Genomic DNA, 20649 nt, shown 5'->3' with positions numbered 1-20649 from the left:
AGCGCGCGCACGCCGTCACCCGGTCCATACAGAGAACGCATCGCGTACGTCCCGGATTTGGTGACCTTCACGGCTTCCCTGTCCGACAGCCACTTTGAGTGAATCGGCTCGGGCGCGGTCAGGCCCACGCCCACGCCGCCTCCCCCCATGGGGGTCTTGCCTGCGACCAGCAGCCCGGCCCGGTCCCGGCCGCCTCGGCAGCGGCCAGGCGCTCACGTGCGAGCACCGCGAAAGTGGTCTGCGGGGGTGCCGACCACGACGGAAGGATGGGTCATGGGCGGGGTCTGCGGGCGTGGAGGACGAAGGCCGGGGGTGTGTTGCGCCATATGGTGCGGCTCGGGACGACTTCCTCGAAGCGGTTGGCCATCAGTTCGCGGAATCGACGGGCGGGGGTGAGGGGAACGGCGTGGAGGTAGGTGAACGCGGTGAAGGCACCCGCCGGGGCGAGCACCGCGGCTGTCGCGTCCATGAGCTGGTGTTGGGTGGCGGAGGGAAAGAGGGCCCAGGGCAGGCCGCTGACCACCACGTCGGCCTTCTCGATGCCGCGCTCATCCAGCAGGTGGCGCAGGTGCACGGCGTCGCGCTGGATCACCTCCGCTCCCGGGTGGCGGTGACGCAGGCGCTGGGCGAGGAGTGGATCGATCTCGACGGCCAGGTGGCGGCCGCGGCCGCCCAGCCGGCGCTGGATCTCGGCGGTGAACGGTCCGGTGCCGGCACCCAGTTCCACCACGACGGGCTCGCCGCGTTCGGGCACCGGCGCGCAGACCGCCTCGGCCAAGTGCCGCGAGCTGGGGGCGATTGCCCCCATACGGGCCGGTGCGCGCACCCACTGCCGCAGGAACAGGGTGTAGTCGTTCGGCTCCTGCAAGGGCCGCCTGCAGAGCGGGCAGTGCCGGGCTGTGTGGTGCGTGGTGCTGGTGGTCATGTCGGTGCCCTTGTCGGGGAGTGCGGGGGTCGATCGTGTCGGTGTGAACGGGCAATGTGCTGTGGGTCCCGTCGGTGGCGCAGCGGCCGGTTCTGTTGAGGGCGGAAGGACTGGGAGGGCGACGTCGGCCGTGGAGGACGCGGCACCTTCTACGGCACTTCGCCTTCTCGGACGACCTGGCCGTGGCCGGTGTGCTGACCAGGGACACGCGCTACTGGGAGGTGGCCAAACAGCTGACCGCCGGGCACCCGCCCGCGGAGGCGATCGAGCTGATCTTCGAGACGATCCCAGGGCACGCGCGCGAGCGCGGCTTCCGCGCATCGCCGTTCATGTACGCGGCCGCCGAGTGCTCAGACGCTCTCCAGGCGGTGCGCGGCCTGATGGCTCCCTTCGGAGGGATCCGCACCCTCTTCAGCGACAAGAGGCTCACCGGCGGAGGCCACCTCGGCCCTGGAGCGGATTGGTTTCATGGAACTTGTCATCCCTGTTCGACGTGCACCGGGGCCCGGGGGAGTCCTCCAGCTGATGGCGGACCCGCCCAGACGGCCCCGAGGGGCCACCTCACAGAAAGACCGGTCGTTCTACCTCGCCGACAATAGCTCCCACGGGGTCCTCGCGCCACTCGTCGACTCGATTGAGGGGCCCTCGCTCATCCGCCACTGACGCAGAAGTCCCTTGATGCCGCACACTTTGCACCCGTGCTGGAGCGGTTCCTTTACGGTTCGGCCGGGCTGCATCCGGCCACAGTCACCCATCTGAGCAGCAGTGCCACGCCGACCGCGCCGCCTTCTTGACCGCGACCGCGCAGAGATCGACTGCGCTTGTGCGGGTCGGCGGCATCCACCTCGACGTCCGCTCGGAAGGGGCCCAGTCCGCGTACTCGTCTTTGTCGGCGTACGCGCGGACGGCACCAAGGAGTTGGTCGCGCTCAAGGACGGCTTCCACGAGGCGGGCGAGCCCTGGGCGGACCTGCTGTACGACTGCACTCTGCCGAAGCCGGCCCAGCCCGGACCTTGCCAGTCAGGGGACTTCGTTCGGTCGGCGAGTTGCGCGAGGGTCCGCGCCGAGAGGCTGGGCCGCAGCCTGCCGGACGGGTGGGGTTCTTGGGCCACGGTCGAGCCGTCAGCCACCGCTCGATTGCCCGACAGAACGACACCGCCGCACATCAGTGCGGGAAGACCACCGTCAGGAGGCGGAAGAGTTCGGCGCGCTCCTCGTCGGACAGTTGGTCCAGGCCGGTCTGTGTCTGCTCCATCCGCTCGCGGATCGTGTCGATCAGCTTCTGGCCCGTCTCGGTGAGGGCGACGTTCTTCACGCGGCGGTCGGTGGCGCTGACCTCGCGGCGGACCAGATCGCGTTTTTCGAGGCGGTCGATGATCCCGGTCATGTTCGATGCGTCACAGGCGAGGGTGTGTGCGAGCGAGCGCATCGAGGCAGGCGCGCGGCGCAGCACCGTGAGGGTCTTCGCCTGGCTGGAGGTAAGGCCCATGTCGGCGGCGGCTGTCGTGAAGTCGGCGTAGTGCGTACTGACCGAATGGGCGAGCAGCTCCATGAGCTGGGCCTTGGACGGGGTGGACGGCATACCTGGAGGGTACCGCGAAAAGCTTGAATCTCTCAACCTTTGACATCTGTCAGCTTCATATTGTTTGATGTCCTCAAGTATGGAGTACCTCGATGGTTTTAGTTCTCGCCCATCGGCTCGCGTCCGTCCCGATCCTGTGCAGGACGCGATCGGCTCCGGTCCGCCTATCCGGCAGCTGTTTCGGGAGGTCATTGCCGACCGCCTGCCCAACCGGCGGCCACCCAAGGCGGCGATGCTGTTCGACTCCACGACCGACCGCTCCTGGGACGACGGGAACTTCCTTACGGACTTCTACAGCGAGATCCTCCACCAGGACACCTGCCGGCCGGACACCGCCGACGGCCTCGCCCTGCTTTCAACCCTGGCTACCGACGGCCGGGTGCCCGCCCGGCACCGGTTCCAGGCAGTGCGCCTGCTGTTCAGCGCCGCCACCGTCGCCGAGCGTCACCTGGCCGAATGCTGGCCGACCACTCCGCCACACGTCGATCCCGACAGCGAGGCCCAAGCCCGGATCGCCGTCCAGTCCTGCACACCGGACCTGCTGGCCCGATGGTCGGCCGAGTGTCCGGCGGTCCGGCTGGCCCTCGCCGGCCTCGCCGTGGTCCTCCCGACTGAGCGCACGCTGCCCGCTCTGACCCCGCGCCTGTGCGGCTTCAGAGAGCGTCACCAGCAGGGCACCGACATCGGCGACTACGTGCGTTTCGTTCTCGTGCTGGCTGCCCAGGACAACGACCAGATCCTCGCGGCGACCGAGAAGTTCACCGACGCCTACTGGAGGGGCACAGCGCGAGGAGCGCCGACGCGGGCACGAGCCCTCCACCTGCTTGGCCAGATGCTGACCAAGGTCGGGACCGGACTCACCCGGTCACACGCCGGGTAGTGACGCCCTCGCGGGCGCGGCGCACTGCGTGACACCGGCGCTGCTCTCGTGAACAATCACGAACTTCATGGTCCACAACTGCTGCATGATTCCGGCACCCGCAGCTTGCTCCGGGAAGTGGACGAAGCCGGATACTCAACAGACCCCGTTTCTTCCGGTGGAGGCGCAAGAGGGTACTGATGCCGGAACCAGCGTTGGTGATCACGACCTCGCCGTCCCGTTCATCCGCTGATGGTGGCGTGCAGGACGCGGCGGGCTGTTTTGGTGCGGGCGAAGCCGCGGGGGGCGTCCACAGACGTGGTGTACGGCGGCTGTCCCTCCAGGCGCCGCGCCGGCAGCGAAGGCCGGCGGACCGGCCTCCCCGCACCGCCCACGACCCGACACCCTGGCGGGCGCGAACGTCCCCGTCCAGCGGAAGTCGCGGGTGAATACTGAGGTCATGCTCCACAGCCTCGGGCCCTCTCCGGTACCGTCGCCCGGCGGGTGTGTACCCGGGTTCCGCGTGCTCGTCGTGTGCACCGGCAACCTCTACCGCTCCCCCTTCGCCGAGTGTCTGCTCAGGCAGCGGCTGCTTGAGTCGCGGCACGTGATCCGACTCGGCAGCGCGGGCACCCAGGCCGTCCCGGGTATGCCCATGCCCACCGTGGCGGCGTCCTTCCTTCTTGAGCGCGGTGCGGATCCCTCCGGGACGGGCTCCCGTCGGCTGACGAAGGACCTGGTCGAGAACTCGGACCTGGTGCTGGGGGCCGCGACGGAGCATCGCGAGGCCGCTGTGCGGCTTTCTCCCGTATGGGCGCTGGCCCGCGCTTTCACCCTCTGCGAGTTCGCCGGGCTGGTGCGGCCGGAGGACGCGGCGGGCGTGGGAGACCCGGCCGCACGGTTCGCGGCCCTCGTCCGAGGCGCCGCCACTCGACGCGGCGCGGCGGGGGCACATCCGGGTGCCGACGACATCGACGACCCTCTTGGTGCCCGTCCCCGTGAGCTGCTGGAGTGCCTGGTGCGGATCGAGGGCGTGGTGGACCGCATCGCGTCGGCTGTCCGGGCCGGGTGATCACGGGCGCGAACTGCCGCGGCCGATACGCAAGTCCGAGTAGTGTCCGGTCAGCCAGTCGAGATGCTGCTTCGCGGTGACGCGTCGCCGTTCGACCGCAGCCGCCAGTGCCTCTGATCCGGCCCTCGGCGCCTCGATCTCCTGGGTGATCACGGCCGCCATCTGTTGGACATCGGTGGAGTCGAAGACCGAGCCCGTGGCAGAGCTGACCATCTCGGGCAGGCCGCCACGGTGGGACACGAGCGCGGGTACGCCCCGCATCAGGGACTCCCTGACGGTGAAAGGGCTGTTCTCGGCCCAGACGGACGGATGGACGGTCGCCAGAGCGCCGTTCAACAGGCTGTCCAGTTCGTGTGGCTCATACCGTCCGGTGAATTCGACGCCCTTGAGGTCCCCTTGCTGAGCGAGGGACTCGAGTGCGGGCCGCTCGGGCCCGTCTCCGGCGATCCGGAGTGTGACACCGGGCCAGGTCGTCACCACCAATGGCCAGGCCCGGAGCAACCGATCGACGCCCTTCTCGACGGAGAGCCGCCCGATGTAGACGATCGTGGCCCGTTCCCGTACGTCTGCGGCCGGTTTCGCCGGAGTCCAGGGGAGGTCCGCGTAGGCGACCGACTCGGGCGCGTATCCATCCGCCTGAAGCACGCTCTCCATGTACCGGGACGGAACATGGAAACGAACGCCGGCCTTCCTGACGAGCGCTTGTGAGAGAGGTTGCTCGAGCGCGGCCAGGACGCTTGGGCCGACGGATGCCTTGACGCATTTTCTGCGCACGACTTCCCTGGCCTTCGCGAGAGGGGACAGACCCACGCACGCATGACATTCCTGGCCCCGCGAGTCGTCCCAGAGGCGTTGATTCGCGCATACCAGCTTGTATTCGTGGGCCGTCAGCAACGACGGGACTCCGTGGGCCCGCGCACTCGCGAACACGCTCGGGGTCAGTTGGTAGCACGTTCCGTGGAAGTGCACGACATCGGGACGGAATTCCCGCAATGCCGAGTCCAGCAGACGGCGAACGCCCGGCGCGTACACCGAGAGAGCGGCCCCGCTGACCTTCTGGGACAGGGAGCCGTGAAAATCACGCGACGGTGAGAACCAGACGCGCTGGCTCTCCTGCCACAGTGGCGTCGAGCCGACCGGTTCGTCCATGCCCAGGAGCGCCACCTCATGACCCGCGTCGGCCAGTGCGCCGCTCAGCCATCCCACGTATGTCTCGACCCCTCCAAGCCGGCGGAGGTACTTGGAGACCAGCAGGACCCTCACAGCGCGGCCACCAGACCGTCGAGCGGCCGGGCATAGGCGAGGACGCGTCTGGTCAGCTCCGTCCGGTCCAACGAAAGGGCGATCGACATCGCTTCCGCGACAGCCGGCCGACCAGCCCGATCCAAGGGGATGTACAAATCCTCGAGCCCGAGCAGGCGCATGAGCGTCCGATGCTTCTCCTCGTACCCCAACACCACCACGGGCACCCCTGCGGAAAGGGCGGCGATCGCCGCATGCATCCGAGCCGTGACCACCAGTCGCGCCTTCCTGCCGATGACCGCACACAGGTCCTGATACGAGGCCACGCCGGCGAGTCTCTCCGCGCTGTGTTGCTGGACGAGCAGATCGACCACTTCCCCGTCATGACCCGCCATGGCTCCATGAATCGGTTCGTGCATTGCGTACGCGGACAAGGGAAACCCTTCGGTCTCCGCAACTTGGCACACGTCCCGCCATCTTTCCTGCCAGACCGCTGTGTCGAAGTAGTCGGAGCCCACGGGGAAGATGATGCATCGATCACCAACCGCCGGGAGAAATTCTGCGGGCCGGAACGCGTGACGAAAGGCCAGATCTGGGAACCGTCGACAACGAAGTCCGAGACCGCGCAGGACCGACTCGCTCGACTCGTCACGAACAGCCACCCGGACCCCTGGGAGCAGGCCGCGAAGCAGGCGCTTCATCGTCGGGCCTTGAGCTTCGATGCTGACGGGCATGGTGGCCACTGGCACGCCCCTGCGTACTGCCCACCACCAGGTCCACAAGGTCAGTGCCGACTCTTTGACATAGCGGTCACCGAGGTATCCACCGCCCACCGCGTAATGCCTGACAGCACGGCAGTACGAGTCGTAGGTGCGCATGGCAGGCGCCCCCAACAACCGCTGCGCAACAGGACGCCGGAGTCGGGCGGGGACCCTCAACGCCACGAAGGAGGTCTCCACCAGGATGAACGCACCCCACCCGACAAGCAGGCACGCCCGCTGAACGGCGGTGGCTTCAGCAAGCTTCCGGCGGTCGAACAGACGCGGCAGGACATCGACATGCGGAAGCGCGTCTCGGAAGGTCTCGGGCTCAAGTGCGACGACGACCGGCCGCATCGACGGGTGAGCCTCTCGGACGACTTCAACGGTCGCCAGCACGAGTTCGCGGTCTCCCAGGTTGCGGCCCGAATACGCCTCGGTGATCAACGCAATGCGCGGATCGACTGCCACGACGACTCCCCCCGGTAGAGATGGAACAGTTCAACCATTCCTCGGACCGACAATCTCAGGCACGCGAGTTGCAGCAGTCGGCCAAGGGTGAATGCGACCGGAAGCAGAGCTTTCTCCATCGGATTGCCGTACGCGCGGAGGTAGGCCACGTGCGCGGCCAGCTGACTGGCCGTGACCTTCGCGGCCGATTGCTTCTTACTGCTTCCACCGGAGTGCGAAGCGATGATCGGAAGCACCTCGATTCCCGCTCGCGGATTGTCGCGCGCCCATGAGCTCATTTCGATCCAGAACATCTCTGGCCGCAAGGGATGCGCTCGAAGGTAGGCGGCGTCGAATGACGCAATGGTCCCGGCGGGGACCCAGCCCGACCTCAGATCGGTTCGGAGGGGCACCGAAGTGCTGGACAGCAGGGCTTGTCGGACCAGCCGTGGCAGGATGAGCATGAAGAGGACCTGCAGCGAGGTGAGAACGCGTCGCACGTTCTCAAGATGCGGGCCGTGGGGGATCGAGGGCACGACCACCGCCGCACTGGATCGGCACGTGACCAACGCCCGGAACGACTCCCGGTCCATCGAGGCGTCAGGGTTGATGAAGACGATCCGCTCGGCGTCGGCTGCCAACGCGGACACGGCGAAGTTGACCGCGGCCGCGTAGCCACCGTTCCTGAGGGTCGTCACGGTTCTGACTCCCGGCAGGCTCGGAGCGCGACCTGAACAGTCGTCCACGATCCACGGTGTCAGTGCGAAGCCCTCCGCCTGCAGCTCGAGGGCGGACGAGAGGGCTTCTTGGACCATGTCCGGTGGGTGCCCGTACGTGATCACGGCGACGGGTAGCGGTGTACTGCTCACAGAAACATCTCCAACCTTGCGTCGACCGAGTGGTGCGCCAGAACCTCCGCTTGCAGTCGCACGGTCGTTGAAGGCGCCACTTGAGTTCGTCGAAGCCCTTCCGGATGGGCACAGCGGCCGACCACATCCAGTGCGCTGGGGAAGGGACTGGGTGGCGCCATGACGATCTGCGGGATCCCGGCCGCCGCCACATCGAAGAAGAAGGGGTTGTAGGTCCGCAGTATCTGCCGATGCGGAACGTTCAGGACAGTGACCTCGCGACCTTTCAGCCAGGCGAGAGTGTCGACGCGTCCTTTCGGGGGCACAGCGGGCAGGTCGTCGGGCCACCCCGTACCTACGCACGCACTCAGGCGACCCATCCGGTGAACGGAGCGAGCCAGCTCGACCCGATCCGGATACGCGGTGCCCACAACAGCGAACGAGCCCGACGCACCCTCTGAGATTCCCTCGGTCATGGATCGCGGAACCAGGTGCGGCCAGGGAAGCCACGACGATCCGGGAACCCATCGTGGGTCCGCGCAGGCAACTCTCGTGAAGGCGGTCATCGGGAAGCGCACCGCGCGCGCCCCCACAGGTTCGTCCCCCAGCCACGCGAACACCGGGCCCCGCTTCTTCATCCAGCCGAGAAGGGAGGGCGGCACGCGATGCGGCGCGAGGACGATGAAGCCCTTGGCCGTTCTGCCTTGCGACATCAGGCGGGCGGCAACCAGCGAATCCGATGCTGTTCGGCTCCCCAGCATCCTCCGCTGTACCGGTCGCCCGAGATCGGCAACGACCACGGGCCGGATCGAATGGGAGCGGGCCAGCTGGCAGAAGTCATCAGGCCCGGGCCCCCACCAGCGCATTCCCACCAGAGCAAGCGTCATCGGATCACCACCGCAGCCACTACGACTCCCGGCAGGGAGGAAAGGATCGGCGGCATCCATGTCCGGGTCGATCGGAGGAACTTCGGCCCGACCCGCCGTGAGAAGGCCAAGAACGACACGTACTCCATCAGGCACGTGGCAGCCATCACGAGCCGAAGGTCCACGAGCGCGCCCAGTGCCGCGGCGGTGAAGGCGACGAGCGCCAGGAGCACGCTGTCCCACAGCGTCGCCGCTGAACCCGAACGCGAATAGACCCAGGCCGACGTCACGCAATGGGACATGATCAGCGGCGTCGAGGCCGCGACGACCAGAGCCAGGTCCCACAGTTGAGGGTAGCCACCCAACAACGACCTGGTGCGCAGCAGGAAAGTGACGAGCACGGCAAGCAGACCCGCCCAGCCGGAGACCACCGAGATCCGTAGGACCGACTGCCGCATGAGTGGCACCGGATCGGTGGCCGAGGCCAGGTCGACGGCGAGGCGCTGAACAAGCGCCCCACGCATCGCGACGATCAACTCGAACAGCTTGAAAGCGATGGCGAATGACGCGACGAGAACGGCGAGTACCCCGATCGGACCGAGCACCGCGATGCTGGACCGGAGGTACACCACGCCGACAACGGCCATCAGGCCGAACGCCCAGGCATCCTGCCAACGCAGCGGTTCGACATCGTCCCGCGCATCCGGTCGCGCATCCCATGCCGAAACACCGAGAACCGCGAGTGCCATGAGATTGCCGAGCACCGAGGCCCACAGCATCACTGCCGAACCGTAGGGGGCGGCCAGGATGAGGCCGATCATCGTGACTGTCCCGTTGACCAGGGAAGCGATCGTGGCTGCCGTCAAACGCCGGCATGCGATGTTGAGTGCCTCGACGTCACCCAGGGCGAGTCGGCTCGCCACGATCCCGGCCGCCCCGGTCGGTTCGGGGCCGACCAGGGCCAGGGCGGGCAGCGACGCGGCCAGCAGGGCGTAGACCGGCGCTCGTACCCGTACGATCTGTGCCATCGCGTCCGACCCTCTCGGACCGACGACGAACTTCAGTAGGACCACCCGGCTCAGGCCCATGTCCAGAACCACGACCGCGATGCCCGCGTAGCCGCTCGCGAGTGCAAAGCGTCCCATCTCGGATGGATCTGCCCTCAAGGCGGCCACGAAGAACGCGGCTCCCGACATCAACAGGTAGCCGACTCGGGCGCTGCCCAGGCCGACCCCCCTCACCGAACGTCTCCCGCCGTGCTCACCCTGCGCAGCCAGGGGGTCAGGAGCCAAAGACTGGCCATCAGGGATACGAACTGCAGGGAGAAGAGGTACATCCCGTACGCGGACATGGCCAGACCGAACACGAACCAGTTCGCGACGAAGAAGTTCGAGTGACTGAGCCGGTCGTACACGATGACTCCGAGACCGCCGAACAGTGCACACGCCCAGAGGCCGAAATCCACGTAGATGGCAGAGGTCACGGGCAGCGCGGTGCTGCCCACAAGCGATCGATCGAGCCCGAACACCGACTCGGTCAGGAAGATTTCCGGATCCTCGACGTACGGGGTGCCGGGAGCGATCGAGGCGAGGTGGAGCTGGGCGGCGCCCACATACCCGTGCCGGGGACGAGTGGGCATGGCGATGAGCCGAGTGGTGACCGCCGCCCCGTTCCGAGCCGAGACGTACGTACCCGGACCGATGATCCGGATGAGGCTCCCGTTCAGGCGGGGGTCTGAGAGAGTGCGCTGAGCCAGGATCGCGGTCCCGTCCGCGTGAGTCGCCCTGAGCGAATAGACGCCGGGCAACACCACGAGCCCGATCACGGCGGCCGCCAGCCCTGCCCGCGTGACGCCCCGCAAGGAGAGTCTCCACGCTCCTGACCGCATCCGAGCCGTTGCGAAGAGCAGAATCAGGGCCAGCAGGAGGACACGAGATCCGCTGAGGACCACCAGGATGAACTCGATCGCGATCAGGAGACGAGTTGCCGCAGGGAGCTTGCCCGACGGAATGCTCAGCATGGCCACCGAGGTCGCCAGGCAAGCCGTCGTCGTCAAGGACAGAAGAGGCGATACGGAGCCGACGGACTCGAATCTGGACCGCGACAGCAGGGGGACTCCGTGCTGCGCATACCTGAGCACCATGAGAGTCAGGCCGACCAGGCCGACTGCGACAGCCCGGCGGAAATGAGGTCCCTGCAGGCGTTCGGGGAATGCGTCGCGGAGCGAAGGCCGCCGTTCCGGAACGACTAGGTTGACCAGGGACGCGGCCGCAGCCGCCGCAACCGCACCGAACCAACTCTCCGGCGAGGGATCCCGCACGCCCAGATACGGCAACGACCCCTGCTGCCCGAGCCAGGTAATGAAGAGCGCGAACCCGACCCCCGCGACGAAGCGGCGTCGACGGGACAGCGACCACGCGAGAGCCAGAAGGCCTGCGATCAGCAGGCAGCAGAGGTCCAGACCGTCCATGTGCAGTCAGCCGGTCTCCGCCGTGCCGGGCACGTCCGCAAGGCGCGCCCCGGGCCCCGTCAGCGTAAAAGTGGACCGGCCGACGTGTCCCGCCAGCTCGAGCAGCATCTGCTCGTAGCCGTCGGTCACGTCGTCCCACCGGTAGGCAACGGACACGTGCTCCTGGCCGGTCTTGCCGCGGAGCAGTGCACCCTCGATGTCGGCGTCGTCCGTCCGGATCACCCCGGCTACCTGCTCCGGTGTGCCGAAGAACCGCGCGTGGCCCGCGGTGACCTCGTGGTTGAAGGTCACGTCGTACGCCGAGACCGGGGCGGCGCAGCCGAGCGCGCGCAGCAGCGACGGGTTGGTGCCGCCGACCGAGTGGCCGTGGAGGTAGCTGCGGCAGTTGCCGTAGAGCTGGTTCAGCAGTCGTTGGTCCCACACCGTGCCGATGAACCGTGTGTCCGTCTGGCCGGCGAGCCGCTTCACACGGTCGATGTACTCGTCGCCGTACGGGGTGCCGCCCACCACGACGAGCGGGACGTCCGAGCCCGACCGGGCGTAGCCCTCCACGATCAGGTGGACCTGGTTCTCGGGCTCCATCCGGGCCACGACCAGGTGGTACCCACCGGTCTCGAGGCGGTGCTGCCTCAGCAGGTCCGACTCGGGGCAGAGGATCGGGGCGCCGTACGCGATGACGTAGGAGTGCCGGCGGTAGCTGTCCCAGAGGTGGTCGGCGATGCCCCGGGCGTCGGCGATCAGCGCCAGGCCCTCGGTGGCGGCCTTCCGCTCGGCCCACTTGTAGTACTTGGCGCCCGCGCCGGCCCACTTCTGGCGCTTCCACTCGATGCCGTCTATGTGGACCGCGGTCGGGATGCCCGCCTTGCGCATCCGGGCGAGGAACGGCGCGTTGGCGGCGTTGAACACCACGGCGGCATCCGGGATGTTCTTCGGCCTGGTCGCGTGGCGCACCGACAGTGCGGTGTGGCTCAGTGTCTCCAGGGACCGCTTGCGTAACGCGGGCATGTTGACGAGGTCCATGCCGAGGTACTCGGTCGTCGTCTGGCCCTCGTTGCGGCAGTAGACGGTCACTCGGTGACCACGCGCGACGAGGCGCTTGCCGATCTCCTCGACCGCGGTCTCGAAACCGCCGTACTGCGCCGGAACGCCTCGTGTTCCGATCATGGCGATGTGCATCCGGTTCCCCGCATTCATGAGGAGGCTCTCGGCCGGCTGACACGGCGTGAGCGATCCGTATGAGCTTCGTTGCGCGGTTGCCTTCGCACTGCAACCGCGCCGACAGGACGCAATCGAGTCTGTATGCCTGTTGACGGCGGACCGGTCCGCGACGCCGGGCTTCGGTCGTCTGTCACTCGATCAGCAGCGCCCGGAATCAGTCGTGGACGAACAGTACGCGGAACATCTTCGGCCAGAACTTGCCGGTGATCAGGAACTGATCGGTGCCGGGAACGGCCGCGACGCCGTTCAGGGCGGACCCGTTCACGCGTTCGTCCGCGCGCAGCAGGCCCGCGGCGTCGATGCTCGCCGTCACCGCCCCGGTGGACGGGTCGACGCGCACGATCCGTTCGGTGAACAGGACGTTGGCGTACACGGCGTCGCCGACGCACTCCAGTTCATTGAGCCATGGCACCGGTCGGCCGGCCTGGGTGACGGTGATGTCGCCCGTCCTCGCGAGCGTCTTCGGGTTCCGGAACGTCAGCCGGGACGAGCCGTCGCTCGTCACCAGCCGGTTCCTGGACCGCTGGTGGCACACTCCCCAGCCTTCGGCGGAGTAGGGGACGCGACGTAGTTCCGACAGCGTCGTCGCATCGCGTTCGATGGCGGTCCCGTCCCGCCAGGTGAGGTGCCAGAGCGTCCGGCCGAGCACGGTGATCCCCTCGCCGAACAGCGGCGCGGGCAACGCCACCCGGACCGTGGGGCGACTGCCGGGCGGACCTGCCCGGACCGACGACCGGCCGACCAGACCGGTGCCCTCGTACAGCGTGCCGCCGGACATCTCCAGTCCCTGGGTGAAGGCCTCCGGGTCGTGCGGAAGGATCTCCAGCACCTTGACCCGCAACCGTTCGACGCCGTCCGCGGAGGTCGGCGCAGGCTCTGCGGCCGTCGGCGTACCGGAGGTGCGGTGGTCCGACGTGCCACCCGTTGTCGACGAGGTGAGCAGTACCCCTGCGAGCACCGATGCCACGGCGAGGCGTACGCGTTCAGGCACGGCAGGCATCGCCCTGCTTCACGGTGGCCTTGAGAGGTGTCACCAAGGGCTGCCGCAGAACGGTGGGAGCACGGTCCGCGTGCGGCTCGCGCAGGTGGAGCACCAGCGTGCGGCTGGACTGGGCGGGCAGCTCCAGGTCGAGGGTGTACACGGGATGGCCGCGTTCGGTCCCGGAGGCCAGCAGTACCGGGCGGCCGTCGAGGGTGGCTTCGGTCAGGCCGGCGCCGGCGCCCGCGTAGTAGGACACCAGGAGGCGGTTGTCGCCCGGGCGCGTGCGATACGCGGGTCTGTCCGCCCGCAGCGTGACGTAGGAGGGCAGGCCCGAGGCCGGGGCCCGGTTGGTGAGGGTCACGGTCGCGGTGACCGACCGGTGGTCGCCGGAGCAGCGGTCCGGCGACCAGACGAGGCTCCGGTCGAGGTAGTAGTCCAGCTTGGAGCCGGCCGCGTTGTTCACGACGAGTCCCGCGAAAGGGCCGGGGGTGTCCCGGAGCACACCGGACAAGGAGCGCGATGCGAGGAGCCGTTGCTCCGCCGCGCGGGCGCTCCACACCTTGAGGTGTCCGTTCCGCTGGGCGTCGTACACGGCGCCGAGCAGGCCGGGCAGCAGGTGCGGGTCGTCGAAGGCGTCCGTCAGCCGTACGGCGGCCGCGCGTGCCGCCTCCACGAAGAAGGCCTTGCGCTCGGCGATGTCCCCGTAGATGGCGTAGCTGGCCCGCTCGGTGAGGTCCACGACGTTGTCGGCGGAGAGTACGGTGCCGTCCGCCATGCGGGCCGGACCGGTGACGCGCAGGAGCCGACTCAGCGCGCTGGGGTCGACGGCGATGACGCCGTCCACGTGCTCGCCGCTGTGCTCGCGCCATGCCGCGGCCCAGATGCGGGCCGCGTAGGGGAAGTGCGGGCTCATGTTGGAGTTGGCCCAGGTACGGGTCGGGGCGCTGCCTGCGTACTGGGCCGCGAACTCGGCTCCGAGGTCCACGGGCCGGGCGGCGGCCGTGACGGTCGTCTCGATCTCGGTGTTGTTGCCGAAACGCTCGAAGTCCAGGCGACCGCGGTTCACCCGCAACACGGCGAAGGCGCCCGGGATGCCGCCGGTGCCACGTGCCTCGGCGAGATTCTGGAACGCGAGGAAGTAACGCCGCTCGTCCTGCGCCCCGAGCATCGGCGGCAGGACACGGGCCGCGAAGGCGGCATCGGCCATGGCCGGGGCGACGCGGTCGAGTTGCCGCGAGAGCTGCTCACGAGTTCGGTCGGCCGCCGGCAGCCAGGTGGAACGCGGCAGCCGACGGGTGTCGGCCCGCACCTCCGCCGCGGTGCGTGCGGCGCGGTCGAGCTCTGTGGCGTGACCCTGCAACGCCGTGAGGGACTGAGCGACGGCGTCGGACCCGCCGCCTCCCGCAGTGGGGGCCGGGAAGACACGCGTCAGCGGCGAGAGGACGTCGTCGGCCAGCCTGTCCGCCGCATACGCGGTGCCACGCAGGATCGCGACGGGGCCGCCGAGGAAGGGAAGGCGCGCGGCTGTGTACCAGGCCGGGCCGGTGGTCAGGTCATGTGCGCGTGCGGCGTGCGCAGCCGCGGAACGCATCGTCTTCTCCCGGTCGGACGTGCCCGGCGCACCGGAGGCCGCGCCGGGCGCCGGTGCGAGAGCGACCGACTGCCGCAGCGCGTCCAGGTCCCGCTGCGCCGCGAGCAACTCGGAACGGGCGAGCAGTCCGGTGATCGCGATCCAGGCGGCGCCGGCCAGACCGAGCGCGGCGGCGGCCAGCAGCACGTTTCTGACCGTTGGGCGCCGGACGGGAGCCGGGCGCCACTTCGGCGAAGCCGTCATGCTCTCCACTCTCCTCGGTCGGTTCCAGGCCGGTCGATGTGGCGTCCCTCTTGAACAGGAGTCCACCGTGAACAAGACCTGGATACACCTATAAGTGGGCCTATTAACGGACCGACATGGGGGTGGCTTCCCGGCTTGAAGCGTTCGAGCACCTATCTTTAACGGTGTCATTTGGGAAACACATCTGCTTCAAAGCGGTTTCCTTGGTTCTGTGAGGGGTGCAGCTTGGATCTCCACGCATTCCTGAATGCTCTTGCCAGACGCTGGCTGACCGTCACGGTCTGCCTGCTTCTCTCGCTCTGTGCGGCGCTCGCCCTCGCGAGAGTGAGCACCCCCGTCTATTCGGCCAGTACTCAACTGTTCGTCGCCACCCGGACCAGTGAGGACACCGTCCAACTGAATCAGGGGCAGACCTTCTCGCAGGCGCGCGTGCAGTCGTACGCCGCCATCGTGGCGACCCGTCAGGTGACCGAGCACGTGGTGCGTGAGCTGAAGCTGCGCACCACACCGGAGAAACTGGCATCCCGGATCACCGCCGAGGCCCCGCTCGACACCGTGCTCATCAATATCACCGTCCGGGACACCAGGCCCAAGCGTGCCGCGAGGATCGCCAACGCCGTCGCGGAGCGCTTCAGTACTGTCGTCGAGTCGCTGGAGAGACCCAGGCCGGCGGACCGGGAGCAGCCGCGCGAGCAAGGTGAGCCCGGCACCGTCTCGCCGGTCTCGCTGGGCGTCACCCAGCAGGCCGTCGCGCCCAGTCGTCCCGTCTCGCCGCGCCCCCTGCTCAACCTGGCCGTCGGAGCGCTCGCCGGGCTACTGCTCGGTGCCGGACTTGTCGCCCTGCGCGAGACCCTCGACACCACCGTCAAGACCAGCCAGGCGCTCGGCGAACTCACCGGTCTGCCGGGCCTCGGAGCAATTCCGTACGACAAGAACGCCCCCAGACGACCGCTCGTCACCTCCGCCGCCCACTCCAAGCGCGCCGAGGCGTTCCGCAAGCTGCGCACCAATCTGCAGTTCGCCCAGGTCGACGACCGTCCCCGGATCATCATGGTGACCAGTTCGGTGCCCGGCGAGGGCAAGACCAACACCTCGGTGAACCTGGCCCTCTCCCTTGCCGAAGCGGGTGTGTCGACCTGCCTGGTGGACGCCGACCTGCGCCGCCCGTGCGTGGCAAAGACCTTCGGCCTCGTCCGGGACGCCGGACTGACCACCGTGCTCATCGGTAGGGCCCGGGTCGAAGACGTGATGCAACGAGCCGGCAACGGGCTGTCGGTGCTCGCCAGCGGCGCCGTGCCGCCGAACCCCACCGAGCTGCTCGCCTCGGCCCGCATGGGTGAGATCCTGCGTGAGCTGACGGAGACCTACGAGGTGGTGATCGTTGACACCGCGCCGCTGCTGCCGGTCGCCGACACCATCGGACTTGCCCCGCTCGCCCAGGGCACGCTGCTCGTCGTCCGGGCCTCGAAGACCAGCCGTGACCAGGTCCGCTCCGCCGCCGAGTCGCTGGAACGGGTGGGCGGCCGCGTCCTTGGCACCGTCTTCAACATGACCGTGCCCCTCAAGGGCGGCCGCTACAGCGCCTACGCGAGGTACGGCGAACTTCCCTTGCCCCGCTGGTCGGCTCAGAAAGCGTGGCCGACGTGACAGATCCCCGGCGGCTCACTGCTCCATATGGTCTGTCATTAGAAAAAAAGTGTTATAAAGCGCGCTTTGCAGTTATACATGCACATAACACACTCGTGGGTCGCACCATGGCGTCGGCCTGATCCCACTCAAGGAGCGTGAAATGACGGCGTCATCGACATGGCGTGCCGCCCTCGCGGCCACAGCGGTCTCCGCTGTCCTGACCGCGGTACCGGTGCTCGGCGCGCAGCCTGCCCTTGCCCAGCCGTATCCGCCCCCGCCCCCGTCCCTGTCCCTCAGTGCCACGGTTGTGGACGCGGGCGGCGAGGTCGACTTCAGCGCAACGGGATTCCAGGCGAACCAGGACGTGGAAGCGGACCTCGCGTCCAAGATCGTCGTCCTGGGGCACTTCACGGCCGACTCCACCGGCAGGGTGGAGGGAAGCGTCACCATTCCCGCACGGACCAAATCGGGTGAGCATCTCTTCCTGCTCAGGGCGAAGGACCCGGACCTCACCCTCTCGACCGAGATCACGGTTGAGAACGGAGAGGACGACGGCGGGCACGACGGCGGTTACGGCGGCGGGCACGACGGCGGTGACGGCGGCTACGGTAACGACCCCGACAACAAGCCCGTCGACCACGCCGCCAAGCAGCCCATCGCCCACTCCATCGAGAACCGCTCGGCCCTCCTGCTGGCCGGCGGGGCTGCCGGACTGCCTCTGCTCGGTGGCGGGGCGCTCCTTCTCACCCGGCGGGTGAAGCGCGGCTGACCGGCTCGAGTCGTTCTGATCGATGGAGGGGCAATCCGAGGGGCTCGGTTGATGGACCGGCCCCTCGTAGCGTTCACCAGGGTGAGCCAGGTGAGCGGGTCAGAAGAACACCCTGGTCCGTGATCGGCCTTCACAGGGGGGAGGTGAGGTTGCGTAGTTGGTCGACCGGGGCGGGCTGGGGGAGGGGGATGGCGCCGATCTCGGAGTGGTGGCAGCGGGTGATGAGGGGATGGATCTGGTCCATCCAGGGCGGTCCGAGAACGGGGGCGGTGGAGCGGTCTCCGCACAGGAAGGCCGGTTCGAAGTGCTGGCGCACGAGCTGGGTGCGCCAGTAGTCGGCGTCGTGGTACTCGCCGCTGTGGGCGTGTTCGAGGAAGAGGCAGTACTCGGCGAGCTGGTGGCCGGCACCGGCGGCGAAGCGCCACCAGAAGCGGGCGCCGCTGCGGTCGTCGGCGAGGTGGAGCAGGCAGGCGAAGACGAGTGCCCCGGCTTTGTCGGCGTACTGGCTGGTGATGAAGTCGTTGAGGTGGCTGTCGGCGTCGGGTCCGAGGACCAGGAGGCAGACGGCGTTGAGGTCCCACCAGGCGCGGTCGGCGTCCGGGGTGGATTCGTTCTCGGGCGGGGTCCACTCGGTGTGGGCGAGGGCGGTGTCGGTGCTGCGCTGGCGGGGCGGCCGGTGGCGGGCGGTCTGCCGGGTGCGCAGCCGGGTTTCGGCCGCGGCCATGTTGTAGGTGGCGTACCGGTTGCGGGTGCGGGCCTCGGCCAGCAGGTCGTCGATGGTGCGGTGGTCGGGCGGCTGCGGGGTCATGAGCGGTTCTTCCCGTCGGGGTGCTCCGGGCAGCGGAGACGCCTCTGGAGGAGGCCCGCGAGATGAAACGTGAGCAACAGGCCGCAGGCGGGGCAGAGCCGACCCTCGCCCCGGACCACGAGGTCCGCGCCCGCATCGCCACCGCGAGACGAGCTCTCGACGACCTCGAAGCGAGCCTGTTCCACACCACCGTGCCGCACTCCCGGGAGCCGGAGGCGGAGCCCGCGCCACGGCCGTGACGATGCCGGGGAGGGCGTTGCGGACGGAGCGTACGAGGCGTCATCCTTGCCGTCGCCGCTCTTGGCCTGCTCGACGGAGAAGGCGGCCAAGGCCTTCCCGCCGATGAGGCGCAGGCCGCCCTCATCCCGGCGCGTGATCACCCGGCCGCGTTCGTTCTCCAGCGCCATCCCCGTACAGACCGCGGTGGCCCCGGCCGCCCTGTCCGTCGCGACCTCGCCGGGGTGCCGGTGGACGTCGCCGTCCACTGCTGGGCGGCCGTGCCCGTGCAGTCCGCGATCACGATGGCGGTGCCGTTGGCCACACGGCCGTCGACATCCTCGACGCCTGCATCCGTGAGGCGCGACAGGCCCTCTGCCGAGCCTCACGGGTGCCCGCGGAGAGGCCGTTATCGGCAGGCGGAGGTCACTCGGCGGTCAGTTCTGCGAGCTGCTCGGCCGCAGTGGTGTTGCCCCGGCCGGCGAGGCGTCGTAGCTCGTCCAAGTCCTCCTGCTCGGTGGCGAGTTCGATCAGCTGGTCGGTGGCTGTGGCGTTGCCGCCGTCCGAGAGGCGGCGAAGTTCCACGAGGTTGCCTTGTTCTGCGGCGAGTTGGATGAGCTCGTCAGCCGCGTCGGTGTTGCCCTCGTTCGCGAGGCGGCGCAGCTCGTTCAGGTCGCCGAGTTCGGCGGCGAGCTCGATCAGTTCGTCGATCGCGCTGTGGTCGCCGTGCTCTGCCCGGTCCCGTAGAGCGGACAGGGCGGACTGGGTGGACTGGGCGGTCGGGTCGTGCTCGGTCATCAGGGGCGACCTCTCTGTGTGGGGCTATGCGCGGGGGCCGGCCAGTCGTCCCGAGGCGCGCAGCTCGTCGCGGTGTGCCTCCCACTCGTCGACGAGGCGGGGCAGGCGCTCGGCGAGAAACTCGGCCAGCGCGACCATCTCCTCCAGTGGGGCGCGGCGCTCCGGCGGCGCGTCGGCGAGGAGCACAAGGCCCTCCCGGAACAGTGCGGCGTGTTCGTGGTGGAGTGCGGCGTCGAAGTTCTGCGGCTGCCGGCTGTCCGGGTTCAGGCTCACCCGGTCCATGCGCTCACCGGCGGTGCGGGTGCGCCGGGCCATCCCGTAGTTCTCGAGCAGTTTGACCGCGCCGGTGATGGCGCTGCGGCTCGCCAGGAGGGCTTCGCCCAGCTCGTCGATCGTCTGCTGCGGCGGATCGCAGACGAGGAGGTGGCCCAGCAGGCGTCCGGCCATGGGCGGGAAGCCGTACTGCCGGGCGTAGAAGCGGCCGACGTGGTCGGCGAAGAGCAGCTGGGCGTCGGTCGGCATGCTTCGAAGGTATCACCTTCGACTGGAATCCCTGAGATGCCTGAGATGACGATTATTTGTGGCATCTCAGGCTGTCAGGAGAGCCCGGACGCCCTCAGGACCGCTCGCGTGGTCTCGTCGTCGATCCGGTGGCCGAGCTGTTCCAGGATGTCCGCGCCTTGGCGGAGCGTGCCGCTTTCGACGGAGCGGTGGACGCCGGTGTCGAGCTCGTGCCAGATCAGGGGGTTGGCGGCGAGAACGAGGGGGTCGAGTTCCAGGCGCCCGCCGTCGGCGTCGCGCAGGACCAGGTGCGTGGTGACGCCGCCGTACTGTCGTACGGCCACCAGCGCGTCCGTACGCACGATGTGCCTGCTCCAGGGGGTGCGTACCGCCAGCCAGCCGGGGCCCGAGGTCACCCAGGGTGGGAGCAGGACGGCGAAGACGGCGGCGGACAAGGTCAGCCACAGCAGAGCTCGGAGGAACGTCGGGCTGCCCGCGTCCCAGTCCACGAGCAGGGAAAGGGCGCAGAACACCAGGGCGCAGGTCGCCGCCAGCCGGGCGCTGCCGCTCCAGTGGCGGTCGCCGACGGCCGGGGCCCACGGGTCCATCCGTGTCATGTCGCTGACGCCAGGCCGCAGGGCGGGGCCAGGAGACTGCCGCTGACGGGGTCCTGACGCCGTACGGGCGAATCCTGACGGGGGCCTGACGCGAGCGCCGGATTCAGCCGGTGTGGACGCGGGGTCTGCGGTTGCGGTCGGGTTCGGCCTCGCGCAGGACCTCGCGGGTGACCGGGGCGACCTCGCCCTGGCCGAAGAGGAAGAA

The 20649-nt window shown here is 68.7% G+C and carries 20 protein-coding genes and 1 pseudogene; 5 read left to right on the top strand and 16 right to left on the bottom strand.

The window, feature by feature from the left end; translation table 11 throughout:
• Positions 1 to 271: 271 nt before the first annotated feature.
• Together ACZ6D7_RS46510 and ACZ6D7_RS46505 are read right to left on the bottom strand one after the other, a co-directional pair.
• Positions 272 to 925 carry a class I SAM-dependent methyltransferase gene (locus ACZ6D7_RS46510; protein WP_469504847.1) on the bottom strand — a complete coding sequence of 218 codons (654 nt, stop codon included), beginning with the start codon at positions 923 to 925 and terminating at the stop codon, positions 272 to 274.
• 1165 nt (positions 926 to 2090) lie between these two features.
• Positions 2091 to 2507, bottom strand: a complete 417-nt coding sequence (locus ACZ6D7_RS46505; protein WP_469504844.1) for a MarR family winged helix-turn-helix transcriptional regulator — start codon at positions 2505 to 2507, stop codon at positions 2091 to 2093.
• Positions 2508 to 2586: 79 nt separating this feature from the next.
• Here ACZ6D7_RS46505 and ACZ6D7_RS46500 point away from each other — a divergent pair, with 79 nt between their 5' ends.
• Complete coding sequence (locus ACZ6D7_RS46500; protein ID WP_469504842.1) at positions 2587 to 3387, top strand: hypothetical protein; 801 nt, start codon at positions 2587 to 2589, stop codon at positions 3385 to 3387.
• Positions 3388 to 3889: 502 nt separating this feature from the next.
• Positions 3890 to 4438 carry an arsenate reductase/protein-tyrosine-phosphatase family protein gene (locus ACZ6D7_RS46495; RefSeq protein WP_469504840.1) on the top strand — a complete coding sequence of 183 codons (549 nt, stop codon included), beginning with the start codon at positions 3890 to 3892 and terminating at the stop codon, positions 4436 to 4438.
• Here ACZ6D7_RS46495 and ACZ6D7_RS46490 read toward each other — a convergent pair whose 3' ends face one another.
• The 9 genes from ACZ6D7_RS46490 to ACZ6D7_RS46450 form a co-directional block, all read right to left on the bottom strand.
• Complete coding sequence (locus ACZ6D7_RS46490; protein WP_469504837.1) at positions 4439 to 5701, bottom strand: glycosyltransferase; 1263 nt, start codon at positions 5699 to 5701, stop codon at positions 4439 to 4441.
• Positions 5698 to 6909: a polysaccharide pyruvyl transferase family protein gene (locus ACZ6D7_RS46485; RefSeq protein WP_469504835.1), complete on the bottom strand. Its 1212-nt coding sequence runs from the start codon at positions 6907 to 6909 to the stop codon at positions 5698 to 5700. Before ACZ6D7_RS46485 ends, ACZ6D7_RS46490 begins: the two co-directional genes overlap by 4 nt.
• Complete coding sequence (locus tag ACZ6D7_RS46480; RefSeq protein WP_469504832.1) at positions 6882 to 7757, bottom strand: glycosyltransferase family 2 protein; 876 nt, start codon at positions 7755 to 7757, stop codon at positions 6882 to 6884. Before ACZ6D7_RS46480 ends, ACZ6D7_RS46485 begins: the two co-directional genes overlap by 28 nt.
• Positions 7754 to 8623 (bottom strand): CgeB family protein, encoded by an 870-nt coding sequence (locus tag ACZ6D7_RS46475; RefSeq protein ID WP_469504830.1) that lies wholly within the window; start codon positions 8621 to 8623, stop codon positions 7754 to 7756. The genes ACZ6D7_RS46480 and ACZ6D7_RS46475 overlap by 4 nt, the downstream gene beginning before the upstream one ends.
• Positions 8620 to 9843: a hypothetical protein gene (locus ACZ6D7_RS46470; protein WP_469504827.1), complete on the bottom strand. Its 1224-nt coding sequence runs from the start codon at positions 9841 to 9843 to the stop codon at positions 8620 to 8622. Before ACZ6D7_RS46470 ends, ACZ6D7_RS46475 begins: the two co-directional genes overlap by 4 nt.
• Positions 9840 to 11072 (bottom strand): hypothetical protein, encoded by a 1233-nt coding sequence (locus ACZ6D7_RS46465; RefSeq protein WP_469504824.1) that lies wholly within the window; start codon positions 11070 to 11072, stop codon positions 9840 to 9842. The genes ACZ6D7_RS46470 and ACZ6D7_RS46465 overlap by 4 nt, the downstream gene beginning before the upstream one ends.
• A gap of 6 nt (positions 11073 to 11078) precedes the next feature.
• On the bottom strand, positions 11079 to 12236 hold the full coding sequence (locus ACZ6D7_RS46460; protein WP_469504821.1) for a DUF1972 domain-containing protein: 1158 nt from the start codon (positions 12234 to 12236) through the stop codon (positions 11079 to 11081).
• Positions 12237 to 12444: 208 nt separating this feature from the next.
• Positions 12445 to 13290 carry a glutaminyl-peptide cyclotransferase gene (locus ACZ6D7_RS46455; protein WP_469504818.1) on the bottom strand — a complete coding sequence of 282 codons (846 nt, stop codon included), beginning with the start codon at positions 13288 to 13290 and terminating at the stop codon, positions 12445 to 12447.
• Entirely contained in the window at positions 13274 to 15106 is a 1833-nt protein-coding gene (locus ACZ6D7_RS46450; RefSeq protein WP_469504815.1) for a DUF4012 domain-containing protein, read from the bottom strand. Before ACZ6D7_RS46450 ends, ACZ6D7_RS46455 begins: the two co-directional genes overlap by 17 nt.
• A 225-nt stretch (positions 15107 to 15331) precedes the next feature.
• Between ACZ6D7_RS46450 and ACZ6D7_RS46445 the strand changes: the two genes are divergently transcribed.
• Positions 15332 to 16753: a tyrosine-protein kinase domain-containing protein gene (locus tag ACZ6D7_RS46445; protein ID WP_469504811.1), complete on the top strand. Its 1422-nt coding sequence runs from the start codon at positions 15332 to 15334 to the stop codon at positions 16751 to 16753.
• 142 nt (positions 16754 to 16895) lie between these two features.
• Positions 16896 to 17504 carry a hypothetical protein gene (locus tag ACZ6D7_RS46440; RefSeq protein WP_469504809.1) on the top strand — a complete coding sequence of 203 codons (609 nt, stop codon included), beginning with the start codon at positions 16896 to 16898 and terminating at the stop codon, positions 17502 to 17504.
• Between the two features lie 130 nt (positions 17505 to 17634).
• Here ACZ6D7_RS46440 and ACZ6D7_RS46435 read toward each other — a convergent pair whose 3' ends face one another.
• Complete coding sequence (locus ACZ6D7_RS46435; RefSeq protein ID WP_469504853.1) at positions 17635 to 18312, bottom strand: hypothetical protein; 678 nt, start codon at positions 18310 to 18312, stop codon at positions 17635 to 17637.
• A 62-nt stretch (positions 18313 to 18374) separates the two neighbouring features.
• On the opposite strand from ACZ6D7_RS46435, the gene ACZ6D7_RS46430 reads away from it, so the two are divergent.
• The gene (locus ACZ6D7_RS46430) at positions 18375 to 18551 is read left to right on the top strand and encodes a hypothetical protein (protein WP_469504850.1); all 177 of its coding nucleotides are present in this window, start codon (positions 18375 to 18377) and stop codon (positions 18549 to 18551) included.
• Here the strand turns inward: ACZ6D7_RS46430 and ACZ6D7_RS46425 are convergent.
• The 4 genes and pseudogenes from ACZ6D7_RS46425 to ACZ6D7_RS46410 form a co-directional block, all read right to left on the bottom strand.
• A pseudogene (locus ACZ6D7_RS46425) lies at positions 18541 to 18704 on the bottom strand (MerR family transcriptional regulator); the annotation flags it as partial. The gene ACZ6D7_RS46430 and the pseudogene ACZ6D7_RS46425 overlap by 11 nt on opposite strands.
• Before the next feature lie 250 nt (positions 18705 to 18954).
• Positions 18955 to 19326, bottom strand: a complete 372-nt coding sequence (locus ACZ6D7_RS46420; RefSeq protein WP_469504806.1) for a hypothetical protein — start codon at positions 19324 to 19326, stop codon at positions 18955 to 18957.
• Between the two features lie 24 nt (positions 19327 to 19350).
• Complete coding sequence (locus ACZ6D7_RS46415) at positions 19351 to 19848, bottom strand: GbsR/MarR family transcriptional regulator (protein WP_469504803.1); 498 nt, start codon at positions 19846 to 19848, stop codon at positions 19351 to 19353.
• A 74-nt stretch (positions 19849 to 19922) separates the two neighbouring features.
• On the bottom strand, positions 19923 to 20444 hold the full coding sequence (locus tag ACZ6D7_RS46410) for a hypothetical protein (RefSeq protein ID WP_469504800.1): 522 nt from the start codon (positions 20442 to 20444) through the stop codon (positions 19923 to 19925).
• Positions 20445 to 20649: the final 205 nt, after the last annotated feature.

The sequence above is a fragment of the Streptomyces sp. NPDC041784 genome (genome assembly GCF_055591025.1).
This window is presented reverse-complemented; position numbering and strand designations above follow the sequence as displayed.